The organism is Halopiger thermotolerans, assembly GCF_054654555.1.
This window is the reverse complement of record NZ_BAAIEU010000002.1, coordinates 369,302-385,302: the sequence shown is the minus strand read 5'-3', so window position 1 is coordinate 385,302 and position 16,001 is coordinate 369,302. Positions and strand designations below refer to the sequence as shown.

At 66.1% G+C, this 16,001-nt stretch carries 14 protein-coding genes and 1 pseudogene; 5 read left to right on the top strand and 10 right to left on the bottom strand.

Annotated elements, in window-relative coordinates:
- Positions 1 to 10 precede the first annotated feature (10 nt).
- The 3 genes from ACYQ26_RS04375 to ahaH are packed head-to-tail and all read right to left on the bottom strand — an operon-like array spanning position 11 to position 2,858.
- The gene (locus ACYQ26_RS04375) at positions 11 to 280 is read right to left on the bottom strand and encodes a hypothetical protein (RefSeq protein ID WP_459807395.1); all 270 of its coding nucleotides are present in this window, start codon (positions 278 to 280) and stop codon (positions 11 to 13) included.
- 3 nt (positions 281 to 283) lie between these two features.
- Entirely contained in the window at positions 284 to 2,521 is a 2,238-nt protein-coding gene (locus ACYQ26_RS04370; RefSeq protein ID WP_459807392.1) for a V-type ATP synthase subunit I, read from the bottom strand.
- 4 nt (positions 2,522 to 2,525) lie between these two features.
- Positions 2,526 to 2,858, bottom strand: coding sequence for an ATP synthase archaeal subunit H (gene ahaH, locus ACYQ26_RS04365; protein WP_459807389.1), 333 nt, complete (start codon positions 2,856 to 2,858; stop codon positions 2,526 to 2,528).
- A 160-nt stretch (positions 2,859 to 3,018) separates the two neighbouring features.
- Here ahaH and ACYQ26_RS04360 point away from each other — a divergent pair, with 160 nt between their 5' ends.
- Positions 3,019 to 3,642: a methyltransferase domain-containing protein gene (locus tag ACYQ26_RS04360; protein ID WP_459807386.1), complete on the top strand. Its 624-nt coding sequence runs from the start codon at positions 3,019 to 3,021 to the stop codon at positions 3,640 to 3,642.
- 1 nt (position 3,643) lies between these two features.
- Here the strand turns inward: ACYQ26_RS04360 and ACYQ26_RS04355 are convergent, their stop codons facing one another.
- The gene (locus ACYQ26_RS04355) at positions 3,644 to 4,138 is read right to left on the bottom strand and encodes a type IV pilin N-terminal domain-containing protein (protein ID WP_459807383.1); all 495 of its coding nucleotides are present in this window, start codon (positions 4,136 to 4,138) and stop codon (positions 3,644 to 3,646) included.
- Between the two features lie 110 nt (positions 4,139 to 4,248).
- On the bottom strand, positions 4,249 to 5,505 hold the full coding sequence (locus ACYQ26_RS04350) for a DUF7096 domain-containing protein (protein WP_459807380.1): 1,257 nt from the start codon (positions 5,503 to 5,505) through the stop codon (positions 4,249 to 4,251).
- A 392-nt stretch (positions 5,506 to 5,897) separates the two neighbouring features.
- Between ACYQ26_RS04350 and ACYQ26_RS04345 the strand changes: the two genes are divergently transcribed.
- Entirely contained in the window at positions 5,898 to 7,034 is a 1,137-nt protein-coding gene (locus ACYQ26_RS04345) for a helix-turn-helix transcriptional regulator (RefSeq protein WP_459807377.1), read from the top strand.
- 142 nt (positions 7,035 to 7,176) lie between these two features.
- Here ACYQ26_RS04345 and ACYQ26_RS04340 read toward each other — a convergent pair whose 3' ends face one another.
- Entirely contained in the window at positions 7,177 to 8,172 is a 996-nt protein-coding gene (locus ACYQ26_RS04340) for a radical SAM protein (protein ID WP_459807374.1), read from the bottom strand.
- A gap of 246 nt (positions 8,173 to 8,418) precedes the next feature.
- On the opposite strand from ACYQ26_RS04340, the gene ACYQ26_RS04335 reads away from it, so the two are divergent.
- On the top strand, positions 8,419 to 9,555 hold the full coding sequence (locus ACYQ26_RS04335; protein ID WP_459807372.1) for a DUF373 family protein: 1,137 nt from the start codon (positions 8,419 to 8,421) through the stop codon (positions 9,553 to 9,555).
- Between the two features lie 20 nt (positions 9,556 to 9,575).
- On the opposite strand, the gene ACYQ26_RS04330 is transcribed toward ACYQ26_RS04335, so the two are convergent.
- From ACYQ26_RS04330 to ACYQ26_RS04315, 4 genes and pseudogenes are all read right to left on the bottom strand, one after another.
- Positions 9,576 to 10,418 carry a polyprenyl synthetase family protein gene (locus tag ACYQ26_RS04330; protein ID WP_459807370.1) on the bottom strand — a complete coding sequence of 281 codons (843 nt, stop codon included), beginning with the start codon at positions 10,416 to 10,418 and terminating at the stop codon, positions 9,576 to 9,578.
- A gap of 516 nt (positions 10,419 to 10,934) precedes the next feature.
- Positions 10,935 to 12,284, bottom strand: a pseudogene (locus ACYQ26_RS04325) (methyl-accepting chemotaxis protein); the annotation flags it as partial.
- Between the two features lie 399 nt (positions 12,285 to 12,683).
- Positions 12,684 to 13,640, bottom strand: coding sequence for an electron transfer flavoprotein subunit alpha/FixB family protein (locus tag ACYQ26_RS04320; protein WP_459807367.1), 957 nt, complete (start codon positions 13,638 to 13,640; stop codon positions 12,684 to 12,686).
- Positions 13,637 to 14,428 carry an electron transfer flavoprotein subunit beta/FixA family protein gene (locus ACYQ26_RS04315; protein ID WP_459807364.1) on the bottom strand — a complete coding sequence of 264 codons (792 nt, stop codon included), beginning with the start codon at positions 14,426 to 14,428 and terminating at the stop codon, positions 13,637 to 13,639. The genes ACYQ26_RS04320 and ACYQ26_RS04315 overlap by 4 nt, the downstream gene beginning before the upstream one ends.
- Positions 14,429 to 14,725: 297 nt before the next feature.
- Between ACYQ26_RS04315 and ACYQ26_RS04310 the strand changes: the two genes are divergently transcribed.
- Both ACYQ26_RS04310 and ACYQ26_RS04305 read left to right on the top strand, forming a co-directional pair.
- On the top strand, positions 14,726 to 15,211 hold the full coding sequence (locus ACYQ26_RS04310) for a TRAM domain-containing protein (RefSeq protein WP_459807361.1): 486 nt from the start codon (positions 14,726 to 14,728) through the stop codon (positions 15,209 to 15,211).
- A 257-nt stretch (positions 15,212 to 15,468) separates the two neighbouring features.
- Positions 15,469 to 15,927 carry a Tfx family DNA-binding protein gene (locus ACYQ26_RS04305; protein ID WP_459807761.1) on the top strand — a complete coding sequence of 153 codons (459 nt, stop codon included), beginning with the start codon at positions 15,469 to 15,471 and terminating at the stop codon, positions 15,925 to 15,927.
- Positions 15,928 to 16,001 lie beyond the last annotated feature (74 nt).

Below are 16,001 nucleotides of genomic sequence, written 5' to 3'. Positions count from 1 at the left end.
AAGGGCGTTGTTAGACGATGAAGACGACGACCAGAGCCAGGATCACGAGCGTCTCAGGCAGGACGGTCATGATCAGGCCCGGGACGAACAGGTCGTCGTCCTCGGCCAGTGCGCCGACGGCAGCCGCACCGATACCGCGCTCGGCGTAGCCCGATGCGAGCGCAGCGAGGCCGACGGCAATCGCGGCCGCACCGCTGTTGTTCAGGAAGGGCGCGGCGTTTCCGGCGGTTTCTCCGTTCTGCAGTACAACTTCCGTGAGCGCTGTCAGTGGTTCCATCATTGGTTAGTCCTCGCTGTAGGTTCGATCGTGTCCGAACGGTTCGTATTTCTCCCCACCGCCATCATAAAACTTGTTAAAGAACTCGACGTACTCGAGGCGCACAGCCTGTAAGCCGGCGCTTGTCACGCCAAGCGCTAACACGACGAGGTGTCCGACGACTAGAATGACGAGGCCGCCGATCAGCCCCGCGGTCCCCGTGTGCATCAGGCCGCCGAAGATGACCTCGGCGCCTTCGCCGTAGTGTTCATGGACGTAGTGGGGTTCGTGCGTCCGGAGGAAGTGGAACGCACCCTCCGGATCCTGGTACCCGCCGAAGAACAGCAGGTTGACCACGAAGGCCATCCCGGCCTTCGCGAGCAACACTGCGCCCATTCGGGTGTACGAGACGACGTTGACGACGACGTCGAGGAACTCGACCGCCTCGACGGGTTCGCTCACGATCAGCAGGGCGAACCCGATCAGGAAGAGCAGCAACGGCGCCGAAAGCGGGAAGTCGGCGATTCCCAGCGGGATCGTTACAAGCACCCACTCCGGGAAGCCGGTAAACCCAATCGGGAACGGGCCGTTGCTCGAGAACGTCTCGAACAGGAACTCGGGTTTCGTCCCCGCTGCCTGTCGCGAGAAGATCCAGATCCAGACGCCGTTGAGCATCAGGAGCCACGAGCCGCTGTGGAGGACGGCGTCCTTGAGGCCGTGGCTGAGGTTCTCGAAGAAGTCCAGGATGTACCCGATGTTCAGGTGGACGATCCCGGCGAGCACGCTCACGACCATCCAGCCGAGCGCGAACTCGGCGGCCGCCGGCTCGAGACCCTTGTTCAGCGGCAGCAGCTCGACGTGCAGCAGGTCGTGCCAGAGCACTTCGCCGAGCACGTGCAGTCCGAATATCTCGCCGTAGATGAGACCGAACAGCATCGTGAACAGGCCGGCCCAGATGGCCACGCCGCCGAGGCTGGTGATCCCGTCGCTGTCGAACTGCGTGGCCATGTACGCGCCGATGGCCACGTACATGGCGCCGTACCCGAAGTCCCCGATCATGAACCCGAAGAAGGCCGGGAACGTCAGGAACAGGAAGATCGTCGGATCGAACTCGCTGTACTTGGGGCGGTTGACCGCCTGCACCAGCACCTCGAACGGTCTGGCCGGTCCGGGGTTCTGCTGGATCGTCGGCGGCTGGTCGTCCATCGTGACCGCGGAGCCGCCGTCGGTGACGGCCTTCTGGGGCTCCTCGTCGGCCTCGGGGGACGGCTCGTCGTCCTCCTCGTCGCCCTCGGCTGCGGGCGCGCCCTTCTGGATCTCTTCCGTGCCCGTGTGGGCGCCGTGGCGGTCGTAGTCGGCCCGCTCGAGCTCCTCGACGTCGACGCTGTCGCCGACGGCGTCCCGCAGCGCGGAGCGGAGCCGGTCGTACTCGTCGGTCGGGATCCAGCCCTCGGCGACGAAGGCTCGATCCGTCGTCGCGAACTGCAGCGGCGCCTCCGCGCGCTGGACCTCGATCGACAACTCCTCTTCGGCCTGCAGGAGGAACGGCCCCTCCTGGCGGCGGATCTCCGCGAGTTCGGCGTCGATCTCCTCGATGCGCGACTCGAGGTCGGCCTTGCGCGACTCGAGGTCGTCGACGTAGGCCGACGGGCTCTGCTCGGTGTCGGGCACCTCGTAGCGGGTGAACTCGACGCCGACGAGCGCGTCCTCGATCGGGTTCGCACCGGCGTCGTCGGTCGGTGCGGCCGCGACGGCGACGACGTCGCCGCCGGTGAACGTCTCGTACGCGCGGATCTCGTCGGAGGCCGCGACGGCCGCCTCGATCGCGTCGACGCGGCCCTCGCCGACGACGACGTCGATCGTCTCGTACCCCGACAGCAGGTCGAGGTCGATCCCCAGCTCCGCGAAGGGCGCGACGCGGTCGATCCGCTCCTCGATCTGCCGCAGGTCGTCTCGCACGTCGCTGCGCTGGTCGTCGAGCTCGTTGACCCGCGTGCGGATCTCTTCGAGCCGATCCTCCCAGTCCGCGGCGAGCTGTCCTCGTTGCGGTTCGACGTCGTACTCGGACAGATCGAGCGTGCTCTCGAGGGCGCGAACGGTCACCAGCTTCTCGGAGGCGTTCTCGGCCCCCTCGATCGGGTTCCCGTTGTCGAAGCCCTCCCAGGAGCCGTCGTAGTCCGAGAGGTGCACGAGGTTCAGCTCGTGGATCGTCTCGATGACCGTGGGCATGACGCCCTTGGAGCCGGTCACCGAGACCTTGCTCATTCGTTCAGGTCTGAGCATGGACGTCCTCCTGGAACAGTTCGACGACGTGGTCGGTCACTTCGTCGACCCGATCCCGCGCGCGGTCGGCGAGTTCCTCCCGCTCGGCTTCGCCCTCCTCGAGGACGCGTTCGCACTCTCGGTCGATCTCCTCGCGCGCCTCCTCGAGGCGGCGCTCTTTGAGTTCCTGTGCCTCTTGGTCCGCTTCGGCGCGAATCTCCTCGGCTCGTTCCCGGGCCTCGGCTATTCGCTCGTCGCGGTCCTGTTCCGCCTTTGCGACGATTTCGTCGGCGTCCGACTCCGCCGACTGTATTCGTTCGAGAACCTCTGGCCTCGGCATACTCTAAGCAAGCGAACGTTTGATAGAGCGCGTATATGGTAGTTGCGAAAGCCACCTGCGCACCGGTCGCGCGATCGGCGAGTAGTAGCGGATTACCGATCGGGGCCGAACCGAACCGGGAACAGCAGACATATCCCGATCGCCCCGAAAGTCGCTTCCAATGGGAATTCTCGAGAACAAAGCCCGGGCTCGGCTGTTCTACAAGTACCTCTCGAAGGTCTACGACCAGGTGAACCCCTTCGTCTGGACCGAGGAGATGCGCGAGGACGCGCTCGGTCTGCTCGATCTCGAGGAGGACATGACCGTGCTCGACGTCGGCTGCGGCACCGGCTTCGCCACCGAGGGGCTGCTCGAGCACGTCGACGAGATCTACGCGCTCGACCAGAGCGAACACCAGCTCGAGCAGGCCTACGCGAAGTTCGGCAAGCGAGCGCCGCCGGTCCACTTCCACCGCGGCGACGCCGAGCGGCTCCCCTTCGCGACCGACACCTTCGACGTCGTCTGGTCCTCGGGCTCGATCGAGTACTGGCCGAACCCGATCCTCGCCCTGCGGGAGTTCCGCCGCGTCCTGAAACCCGGCGGTCAGGTGCTGGTCGTCGGCCCGAACTACCCGGACAACCTCCTCGCCCAGTATCTGGCGGACTCGATAATGCTGTTTTACGACGAGTACGAGGCCGACGCGATGTTCAAAAGAGCCGGTTTCGAGGACGTGAAACACGCGTTCATGGGACCGTCCTACGATCCCGACGTCGCGATCACGACGATCGGCCGCGCGCCGGAATAAGCTACCTCGCGATCGCCTCGAGGTCCGCGATCACCCGCCCGTCGACGACAAGCCTGACCCGCACCGAATCCCCCATCTCGATCGGCGGCTCGTTCGTCGCGGCGACGGCGAACGACGCTCGCTCCCCGGCGCTCCACTGCGGATCGCCTTTCGCGTTGAACGGCCCCGTCGGCGCGCCGTCGAAGCCGGCCGCGCCGACGAACGGGACCGGGGGCTGCTCGGCCAGTTCCGTCCCGTCGACGATCACCGTGACAGACAGCTCGCGAACGTCGATCGCGTCGCCGACGCGGTGTTCGATCGTAACCGTCGATCGGTCGCTATCGGCCGAGAGTTCGAACGCCGTCGTCGCCGCCGGTGACGCGGGCGTCCACGTCGAAACGCCGGCCAGAACGACGCCCGCGACACAGACCGCGATGACGAGCAGGAGAACCGTGCCGACGACGGAACTGACGCTTCGATCGGGTGGAGACCTGCGAACCGACGCTCGCCTGATCACGCCCGTTTTGGTCGCGGATACCGATATAAACAGTCGGATCGAAGCGGCGGCTCGAACGTTCGCCTTTCACCGCACACGGCACGAAACGACGATCGAGAATAGCCGTCCGCTCAACGACTCGCGTTCGTCCCGGAATCAGGAGACGAAACGGTCACGTTGAACGTTTCGGATGACGTCTCGACCTGCAGTTCGTACTGGTCGCCGCTCGGCGGAACGATCCAGCGCGTCCCATCGTCGGGATCGGTCGTTCCCACTTCGAACCCGTCGATCGAGATCGTCGCCGATATCGGGTCGTCGGTCGCCGAATCGGTGACGGTGATCTCGGCCGGTCCGTTCACGGCCGTTTTGTCGATCGATAGTTCGATCCCGTCCTCCGAGTGCGTCCGTTCGTCGGTCACGGGCAGCGCACTGACGGAGAGGACCTGGATCTCCCGGTACACGTTTCCGGTTCCGCCGTCGAGATACACCTCGAGGTTACCCTGCTCGTGAGCGTATTCGATCCAGTAGAGGTTCTTCAGCGTACTGTGGTCCTGCGAACTCGGGAAATCGCCGCTGATCGAGTCGGCCGCCCACGGATAGAGCGAATCGGCGCGATCGATCGACTCGTACTCGACGAACAGGTCAGATTGGGATAGATCGCGATTATCGAACCGAACGGTCTCGACGAGATAATTGCTGCCGTCGATCGCCGAGAGACGGTATCCGCTTCCGTTCGCCGACGCCTCGAGCAGGAGCGAGTACGTCTCCGATTCGGACGTCATCGCGATTTCCGCTCGAAGTTCCGTCCGGTGAGCCTCGAGGATCGTTCGATCGGCTCGCACCTGATCGGACGGTAACGAGTAGCCGGACGTCCGGTAGGACTTGGTCTCGAGGTCGTTGATCGCCTCGTCGAGCAACACCGCCTCGTGGTAGTTTCGGGCGATCGTTCCGAGCACCTCGGTTTCGCTTCGTTCCCCGGCGACGTACGCGTCGATGGCGCTCTGTTCGCGGTCCTCGAGCGCCTCGACGCGGTCCTGAATCCGGTCGTAGGCGGCTTCGATCATCTCCTCGCGCTCGGCGGCGCTGGCTTCGTCGAAGCCGTCCTCGGCGATGACGTACTGTTCGTGATCGATTCGAAGCTCGTCGTCGGCGTTCGCCAGCGCCGTACCGAGGTTCGGAGAGTACTCGACGTATCCGCCGGTCGTTTCGCCGGCGAGCTGAAGCCGGTTCGTCGTGTTCTCCACGCTGACCGGCGTCCGTTGCTGATCGATCTGTTGTCCGTCCGATTGACTCGCCAGTTCGACGGGAGCGTCCGCCCCGACCGGAGCCGTCGCAGGAAGAGAAAAAAGAACGACTACTGTGAGGAGGGCAGGTAGCGCGCGGGTCATCGCCGTACCGTATGCCCTCCTGATATAAAAGAGGGTCGCACCAGTTACCGACCGCCTATTGCGACGTTACCGGAACTAACGTATTTACATCATTAACTGTGATGACGTTTCACGACGTTTTACGAGGGCCAATGACGTTTTATTTTCGATGGAAAGGGTTTTTTCCCCGGGGGGACCACCCGTTGGTACGCATGCGGTTATCCACCGCCGTTACGATCGCCCTTACTGCCCTCCTCGCGACGGCCGCGCTGGGACCGGCGGTCGCTGCCGCTTCGGTGCCGGCGGCCAGTTCGGAAGCAGTTTCCGATCGGTCCCCCTCAGCGGCAGTCACTGGCCCCGATACCGGTGCTACCGGTTTCCCCTCCACCTCCAATGACTACGATCACTACTCCGTGTCCCCTTCGAGTCACGCCACGGTCCAGTCCCAGACGCAGACGCCGCTCCCCGCCGCCGACCCGAAGCAGATCATTCGGCTGAACGTCTCGAGCGACGGTGACGTCCGTTGGGAAATCGAGTCCCGCTTTCTCATCACCGACGACGACGACGCGGACACCTTTCGCGAGTTCGCCGACGCCGTCAAAACGGGACGAATAGACTCAGGGTACGACGTCCAGCTATTCGAACGGTACGTCACGCAGGCGGAAACGGCGACGGGGCGAGAGATGGAACTCCGGAACGCCGGCTGGGACGAACCGGAGATCAGACAGCCCGAAAGCGACGAGTTCGACGACGGGACGCGAATCGGCGTCATCACCTACTCCTTTACGTGGACGAACTTCGCGACCGTCGACGGCGACCGTATTTACTTCGGTGACGCGTTGCAAACGCCCGACAACGAGACCGGAAGCTGGTTACCGTTGTACGACGGCCAACGGCTCGTCGTCGAAGCCCCGCCAAACTACGCGCTCGAGACGCCGACCTCGCTCTCGTGGGACGGCCCCCATCAGTTCGAGGAGGGGGACCTCGAAATCGTGTTCCTCCGGGGTCCCTCGGATATGGGAGCGATGCTGCCCGGTTCGGTCTGGCTCGTCGGGTCAGCGATCGGAGTTCTAATCGCCGCCGGGATCGGCGGCTACTTCGCCTACCGATATGCGACCCGGTCCGACCGCTCCGAACTGCCGATCGATCGCATTCCGCTCCTCGAGCGGGTACAGGGCCACACGTCGTCGGCGACGAACGCAGGATCCGACCCCGACGTTGGCGGCGACGGTACCGAATCGGCGACCGATATCGGCGCTCATTCGACGAGCGAGACGGCAGCGGCGTCCCAGACTCAACTCGAGTACGAGGAGGCCGACGACGATATCGATCCGGAGCTGTTAAGCGACGAGGAGCGCGTCCACCGGATGCTCAAGCGAAACGGCGGGCGGATGAAACAGGCGACGATCGTCAAGGAAACCGGCTGGTCGAACGCGAAGGTCTCGCAGTTGCTCTCTCAGATGGACGAGGACGGCGAGATAGACAAGCTGCGCATCGGACGGGAGAATCTCATCACGCTGCCCGAAGTCGATCCGACCGAAGTTGACTGACGGCCCGCTTGCAGGTAGCCTCCTGAAGGGTTGCGGTCCGCTCACCGCTCTTTAATCCGAGACTCATACTTGCGATTCGAACTGAAACGCCGCTCGAGAACTCGAACGAAACTATAGGCGCCGCTCGCGGAATGGCACGTCCCTAAGCCAGCGGCGTCCGCTCGACGACCTGGCCGTCGTAACTCGGATACTGCTCGACGATTTCGCCGTCCTCGAGGTCGCCCTCCTCGATCATCTCCTCTAGGAGCCACCAGGCGACCTCGATGTGGTTCGATTTGACGGTGTAGAACTCCTCGGGGACGCCGAGTTCCTCGAAGCGCTCGGGGTCGGCGTACGTTTTCCCGTAGACGAGCGTCCCGTCGTCGGTGACGTCGTCGAACTCCCGGCGGACGTTGCGGGCCATGCGCTTCAGGCGGCGCCGGTGTTGGGCAGCGTCTTTGAACACCGAGGTGCAGAAGTAGACCTGTTCGTGGTCGCCCATGACCTCGAGGATCTCCTCGCGGGAGCCCTCGACGGCGCTCATGTGGTCTTCCTTGAGTTCGAAGCCCTGCTCCTGCATCCGGCGGTAGTTCCCCTGGGACATCTCGAACTCGTTGACGTTACAGAAGTCGGCGGCGCCCTCGTCCAAGAACTCGAGGAACTCCTCCTCCGCACGAATGCCGGGAATCTCGAAGGCGGGCGTCAGGCCCTCCTCGCGGGCGATGTAAAGGATGTCCTCCCACTCGGTCCCGTGGAGGTCGCCCCACTGCTCGTAGGGCGGGTGGAACCGGATCTCGTCGAGGCCGGCCTCGGAGAGGCGGCGCATGTTCTCGCGGCCGCCGGTGATGCCGGTGTAGAGGTGGGTGTGGTGGTCCTCGCCGAACTCGTCTTTCAGCAGCGAGAGGTAGTGGCAGGTCCGGTCCAGCGCCTCCTGGGGTTCGCCACCGGTGATCGAGGTTCCCAGGGCGTCCATCCGCTTGGCCTCGGCGATGACGTCCTCGTCGGCCTCGACCTGTCGCTCGTTCGCGTAGACGTCGGTGACGTTCTTGCGGTTCTCGCCGAGCGGGCAGTAGAAGCAGTCGCGCTGGTCGCAGTAACCGTAGACGAATAGGACCATCTTGCCGCCTTTCGCGCACTGCTCACAGCCCTTTGAGATCATCTACTCGCACTGAGCGGTTCCAGCGGAATAAGCGAACCGGGTTCGAAACGGTGTGTGAGTGGGTGTCCTCCGTCTCCCCGCACCGCTCTCGGACGGCCCGCCGCCGGGGCCGGACGGCGGCGAGAACCGCACGCGGTAATATCGGCTTACGACCGGCCGCGCCGCAGTCGACGCGATCACCGCGGCAGGCGGCGATCGCTCGCAAACCCAGAAAACGGAAATACCGCGCCCGCGAACCACCGGACGATGCTGCTGGTCCTGTGCGTCGACCTCGACGACGACCTCGGTCGCAAGACCGGCTTCACGACGCCGGTGATCGGCCGCGACCCCGTCGAAGAGGCGGCGATCGCACTGGCGACGGAAGACCCCGAGGACTCCGACGTCAACGTCATCTTTCAGGGGCTCCACGTCTACGACGATCTGGACGAGCGCGACGAGAGCGTCGAAGTCGCCGTCGTCACCGGCAACGAGGACGGCGACGTCGCCGCCAACCGCGAGGTCGGGGACGAAGTCGACACCGTCCTCGCGAGCCTCTCGACCGCCGAGGACGTCACCGCCCTCGTCATCACCGACGGCGCGCAGGACGAATCCGTCATTCCCGTCATCCGGTCGCGAGTCCCCATCGACGGCGTCCGGCGAGTCGTCGTCCGGCAGGCCCAGAACCTCGAGTCGATGTACTACACCATCAAACAGGTGTTGGACGACCCCGAGACCCGCGGGACCGTCCTGATCCCGCTCGGCATCCTGCTTCTCATCTACCCGCTCGCGCTGATCGGCAGCGCCCTCGAGATGCCCGGCTTCGTCCTCGGGTCGACCTCGGCGCTGCTCGGACTCTATCTCATCTCCCGCGGGTTACGGCTGGGCGATCGCCTCGACATCGCGGTCGAACGCGCCCGGCGCTCGCTGTATGCCGGCCGGACGACGTTGCTCGCGTACGTCGTCGCCGCCGCCCTGTTCGTCCTCGGCGGCGTCAGCGGCGTGAACGAACTCGAGGCCGTCCGGGAGTCGACGGCCGGCGAGGTCAGCGCGCCGGTCATGCTCGCCGCGCTGGTCAACGGCTCGATCCGGTGGCTCGCCGCCGCCGGCGTGACGACCAGCCTCGGACAGATCACCGACGAGTACATCGCCGGCGCCCTCGAGTGGCGGTACCTCAACGCGCCGTTTTACGTCGTCTCGATCGCGCTCGTCCTGCACGCGGTCAGCGCCTTCTTCCTCGATAAGGTGGAGATCAGCTACCTCGCGACGGCGCTGACCGCCGGCACGTTGCTGGGAATCGCGAGCACGCTCGCATTCGCCGTCCTCGAGTCGCGGTACGCGGATTCGGAGGGCGACTCGGAGGGGGAAACGGACGCGGACGGACGGCGTCAGGCCGACAGCGTTTGACGGCACCGGCAGAACGGAACTTATCGCTCGCGCTCGACGACGAACTCCGCCAGTTCGAGCAGGTACTCCTCGGCTTCCGGATCGGCGACCTCGATCCGGTCGAGCGCGTCGATCGCGCGGTCGGCCTCCGCTCGCGCGCGTGCGTTCGCTTCCTCGGGCGTGAGGTCCGTCACCTGAACGACCGAGGGGCGCTCGAGGGCGGCGTCGTGGCCGGTCGGTTTCCCCAGTTCCTCGGGGTCGGCGACCGCGTCTAACACGTCGTCCCGGATCTGGAAGGCGATCCCGACGCGCTCGGCGTACTCGCCCAACGCCTCGACGGTGACCGGGTCGGAGTCGGCGGCGATCGCGCCAAGTTCGGCCGCGGCGCGAAAGAGTGCGCCGGTCTTGCGGCGAGCCAGCGTCATGTACTCCGCCTCGTTATCGGGTTTGGCGGAGAGTTCAGTCGCCTCGCCGATGCCGAGTTCGACCATCGCGTCGGCGACGACCCGCGTCGCGTCCGGATCCGCCGAAAAGAGGCTGAAGGCTTCGCCGAGCAGTCCGTCGCTGGCGATGATCGCGGGCCCGTGGCCGAACTCCGCCCAGGCGCTGGGCGTCCCCCGGCGCAGCTCCGAGCGGTCGATGATGTCGTCGATGACGAGCGACGCGTTGTGGACGAGTTCGATCCCGACGCCGAACTCGACGGCGTCCTCGGCCGTCCCGCCGACCGTCTCGCAGGCCAACACCGTCACCATCGGCCGCACGCGCTTCCCGCCGGACAGCGCGACGTGGCGAACTTCCTCGTTGAGCGTCTCGGGATCGACCCCGTCGATGACGTCGGTGAGACGCTCCTCGATTAGCGCCCGACGGCGCTCCAGAAGTTCCATTGGCGGGCGTAAGGGGAGGGTGAAAAAGTAGGTGACGGTTCGGCGGCTCGATTACTCGTCGTCCGAGCGGTCGAACTGGAACGAGTCCGAGAGCGGATCGGTCCCGTCGTCTGTCTCTGTCGCGTCGGAGTCGTCTCGCGCGTCGCCGTCCTCCGCGTCCTCGATCGCGTCGGCGCCGTCTCGATCGTTCTGGTCGTTCTGGTCCGTCGTGTCGTTCCGATCGTCCGCAGCACCTGCATCGCCCGCATCGCTCGAGAACCCCTGCGACGGTTCAGATTCGGACTCGTTCAGCCCGACGCCCGACTCGTCGAAGGAGATCACTTCGTCGTCCCCGGCGGCGTCGTCGCTCGCCCACGTTTCGTTCGAGAAGTCGGCCTCGAGCGGGTCGTCGCCGTCGGCCTCGCCAGGGCCGGCGTCCGAATCGACGGGCGACTCCGACTGGAGGTCGGCGAGGGCGTCGGCCGCGGCGTCCGCGGTTCCGATATCGGCGGTCCCGACGTCCGGAGTTCCGACGTCCGCGGTCTCGACGTCCGCGTCGGTCTCGAAGCTGTCGAGGGTCTCCGAGAGGTGCGCGGCCCGACTCGCGAGTTCGCTGGCGCTGCGAGAGACCTCCGTCAGCGCGGTCGTCTGCTCCTCCGCGGCGGCGGCGACCGTCTCGCTCTCCGCGCTCGTCCGTTCGGCGATCGTCGCGACCTCGTCGACCATCGCCACGACCTCCTGCGTCGAGGCCGCCTGCTCGTCGCTGGCGTCGGAGATTTCCTGAACGCCGGCGTTGGTCTCGGTCGCGTAGTCGGCGATCTCGTCGAGCGCGTCCGCGGCCCGTTCGATCGAGTCCGTGTGTTCGGAGACCCGGTCGCTGGTCCGCTGGACCTCGGTCGCCGTCCGGTCGGTCTGTGCCTTGATCTGCTCGAGGCGATCCTCGATGTCGGCCGCCGCTTCGCGGGTGTCCTCCGCGAGTTCCTTGACCTCGCCGGCGACCGCCGAGAACCCCTCGTTGGAACTACTCGAGCGCGAGGCCTCGATGTTGGCGTTCAGCGCCAGCATGTTGGTCTGCTCGGCGACCTCGGTGATGAACTCGAGCAGCTCGTCGATCTGGTCCATCTCCTCCTCGAGCCGTTCGATCTCCGCGACGGCCGACTCGGAGTCGGTTTCGATCTCCTGCATTCCCTCGATGGCCTCCTGAGCGGCTTCGCGGCCGCGCTCGCCGGTCTGTGCGGTTCGCTCGGCGAGCTCGGCGACCTGGTTCGAGGACGCGGCGATTTCCTCGATCGTCGTCGAGAGGCCGTTGATCTCCCGGGTGACCGACTGGAGACTGTCGTTCTGTCGGTCGGCGCCCTCGGAGATCTCCTGGATCGACTCCGCGACCTGCCCGGAGGCCGACCGGACCTCCTCGCTGGAGGCGGTCACCTCCTCGGAGGCGGTCGCGACCTCGGTCGCGAAGGACTTGACCTCGGCCGTCGTCGCCTCGAGCTCGGCGATCATCGCGTTGAATTCGGTCGCGATCGCGGCCATCGCCTCGTTCTCGGCGTCGGGATCCATCCGCGCGGTGAGATCGCCCGCGGCCGCGGTCTGCATCACGTCGCTGTACTCGTCGGCCGTCGCCTCGAGGCGGGCGTTGAGGCGTTCGGCTTCGTCGCGGGCCTCCTCGGCCTCCTCGCGGGCCTCGATCGCCGTCTGGATTTGGGTCCGCAGCGAGGTGCGCATCCGGTCGAAACTATCGTACAGTCGCCCGACGCTGTCGATCCGATCGGACTCGAGGTCGACGCTCAGGTCGCCCTCTTCGAGGCGCGCCGCCTGCCGCTCCAGCCGGCCGATCGAGCGGGAGACGTTCCAGCCGACGGCGGCGCCGACGAGTCCGGTGAGGAGCCCGCCGCCGCCGACGACGGCCCCGTACAGTTGCAGTTCGGCCTCGGTGGACGGGTAGACGGCGGGTCGGATCTGCCCCGCGCCGAGGAGAACGGTCGCGCCGATCGTACACCCGAAGACGAAAAAGACGAGCCCGAACTTCACGGCGTACCGCCGCCGGACGAAGTTCGGCACGAGTTTCCGCAGTACTCCAGTCATGATGGATAGAGACTAACACCGGACAATAAATGTTTTTTATATCTACGTGAACATGTCTCGAAAAGATTCAGAGTAGAACGCGGCTCGGGCGGCCGTCGATCGGACGCTGAGACGCGTCCGAGGTCCGATACGACGCGTTCGGCGCCGACGGCCCCCTCGCAGCCGCGACCGCGGCGCCGGAGCCGCGAGCAGCGAGCGGCGTCAGTCGCCGAACTGTTCGGTCAGCGCCGGGACGACGTCGAACAGGTCGTCGACGATCGCGTAGTCCGCGATGTCCATGATCGGCGCGTTGGGGTCGGTGTTGATCGCGACGATCGTGTCCGATCCCTTCATGCCGGCGACGTGCTGAACCGCCCCCGAAATGCCGATCGCAATGTAGACGTCGGGCGTGACGACCTTCCCCGACTGGCCGACCTGCCGGTTCTTCGGCAGCCAGCCGTTGTCGACGATCGGCCGCGACGCGGAGACCGTCGCGTCCAGCGCCTCCGCGAGGTCGAAGATGAGATCCAGATTCTCCTCCTCCTCGATTCCCCGACCGACGGAGACGAGCACGTCGGCCTCGCTGATGTCGACGTCGCCGCCGGCGACCTCCTCGAAGCCGTTGACGGTCGAGCCCAGTGCGTCCTCGTCGATCGTGACGTCGGCGGGCTCGATCGTAGCGTCGCCGGTTCCCTCGGCCGCGGGCCACTCCGCGCCGCGGATCGTGACGACCGCGGGGCCCTCGAGTTCGGTCGTCGTCTCGACCTTCCCGCCGTACATTTCGCGGGTGGCGGTCAGGGTCTCGTCGTCGGTCTCGAGGTCGACGACGTCGGTGACGATCGGAAGGTCGAGGGCGGTCGCGACGGCCGGCGCGTAGTCCAATCCGTTGACGCTGTTGGGCGTGAGGACGTACCGGGGCGCGAGCCGGTCGTAGAGCTGGGTGACCGACTGCGCGTAGACGCCGTGGTTGAACTCCTCGCCGTAGTCGACGGTGTGGACGACGTCGACGCCCTCGCGGTCGAGTTTCGATGCGAAGTCGTCGACGGTGCCGCTGATGACGACCGCGTGGAGGTCGCCGCCGGTCTCGTCGGCGAGTCGCCGACCGGCGGTGAGCAGTTCGTAACTGACGTCGCGCAACTCGCCGCGTCGGTGGTCGGCGACCGCGAGGACGTCGGTCATTGTGCCACCCCCTTGTCGCGAAGCAGGTCGGCGAGCTCCGCGGCCGTCTGCTCGGCGTCGCCCTCCCAGACCGTCACGTCGCTCTCGCTTTCGGGTTCGTACATGTCCGTCAGCGAGAGTTCCGGATCGATCGCCGCCTCGTCGAGGCCGAGGTCCGCGAGTCCGACGACGTCGAGTTCCTTGCGCTGGGCCTGACGAATTCCCCGGAGGCTTGCGTACCGGGGCTCGTTGATCCCCGTCTGAACGGTCAGGACCGCCGGCAGTTCGACCTCGGTCAACTCTTCGACGCCGCCCTCGAGTTCGCGCCGGACCGAGGCGGTGCCGTCCTCGAAGTCGTGCTCGAGGTGGTTGACGACAGCCGCCCACTCGTAGCCAAGCGCCTCGGCGACCGAGACGCCGGTCGCGCCGAAGCTGTCGTCGCCAGCCTGAACGCCGGTTAGGACGAGATCGGGGTCCTCGTCCTCGATGACGGCCCCGAGGAGTTCGGTCTTGGCGCCGACGTCGAGGAGATCGATCCCCTCGAGCGCGTCGTCCCAGACGCGGATCGCACGGTCGGCCCCCTTCGCGAGCGCCTGCCGAATCGTCTGCTCGCAGTCTTCGGGGCCGATAGTGACGGTGACGACCTCGTCGGCGATCCCCGCCTCCTGGAGTTGGACGGCCTCCTCGACGGCGTAGTCGTCCCACTCGTTCAGGTCGGCGCCGAGGTACCGCTCGGCGATCTCGGTCCCCTCGATCTCGAACTCGTCGTCCACGGTGGCGACTTCCTTGACGGTGACGAGTATTTTCATGGGGTATGGCTCCACGTCCCAGCCGTAAACGTTTTCGAAACAATCCACGCCGCGTTTACCGTTTCTTCGTCGGACGCCGCAGCGGAACCGACGGCGTCGAACGGTGTCAGCGGCTCGAGGATGTCGGCGGAACGGCACCGCACCGGCTCGAGGAGGCCCCGACGGAACGCGAGGAGCAGTCGAGAGACGGGAGCGGTCACCGCCGGCGATCAGTAACAGCGGATTAGGCGAGCGGACGGTCGTTCCCGCCGCATGCGAGACGGAAACGGTTTAACGTCGCCACCGGTACTACGATCCATGGCAGACTGTCCGCTCGCCGACGACTGTCCGAGCTTCTCCGAACGGATCTCGGGAATGGGGTGCCAGCACTACGGTGACCGGGGGGGCAAGGAGTGGTGTCAGCACTACAACCAGCCCATCGAGGACCTGAAGACCCAGCCGGTCAAAGCCGGCGAGGAGGTCGAACTCGACATCGTCGACATGCACGAGAGCGGCGCCGGCGTCGGCCGCACTGAGGACGGCTTCATCGTCCTCGTCGACGGCCTGCTGCCCGAGTGTCGCGCTCGCGTCGAGATCACGCAGGTACACAGCAACCACGCTCGCGCGGAAACGCTCGAGCAGTTGCCGATGGACGCAGACGCGGACGAGGGCGAGGACGAGGAGGCGGACGACGGTGCAGACGGCGACGCGGACGCAGACGAGGCCGCAGCGGACGACGAGGAGACGGACAGCGCGACCCGCCGCGAACGGCTCGGCAGCCGCGAGAACTTCTGGGGCTCGTAGTCGGGCGGACAGCGACAGACAGTCGCCGGTCGTCGCGTCGCGAAACCGCGGCGGTCGATCGGATTCAGCGCTTCGGCGCTCGCTTTTCGGGCGTGAACGCCCTCGGCTCTCGATCCTTGACCCTCGAGCCTCGAACTGCACCCGCGAACGAGCGACGCGGACGCCTCGAGACCGGGGAAGCTTTGATCCTACCGCGTCATAGGACCGGGTATGAGCGCGCGGCCGAGTCGATTCGACCGACGGTGGTCACCGTGGCCATGATCGAAGACGTCGAGGAGCTCCTCGAGGAGATCGGGTTCGATCCCGACTCGAGCGTGTTGACGTACCGCCAGGCGCAGGTACTCGCACTCCGAGAGCGGGGGATCTCCCAGGCGGACATCGCCGATGCGCTCGGCACGTCGCGCGCGAACGTCTCCTCGATCGAGTCGAGCGCGCGCGAAAATCTGGAGAAGGCCCGCGAGACGGTCGCGTTCGCGGAGGCGCTTCGGGCGCCGGTTCGCGTCCGCGTGCCCGAGGGAACCGACCTGTACGACGTGCCCGATCTCGTCTACGAGGCCTGCGACGAAGTCGGCGTCAAGGTCGATTACACCGCGCCGGACCTGATGAAGGTCGTCAGCGACGCCGCCGGATCGGCCGTCACGGGACGCGAGGTGTCGACGCCGCTCATCATCGGCGTCACCTCGAGCGGGATGGTGCGCGTTCGACACCAGGAGTAAGCGACTGGCGCGGACGGTGACGTCGACGACCGTCGCGCTCGCTCTCACGCACGCTCCGCTCCGGACACCGGTCC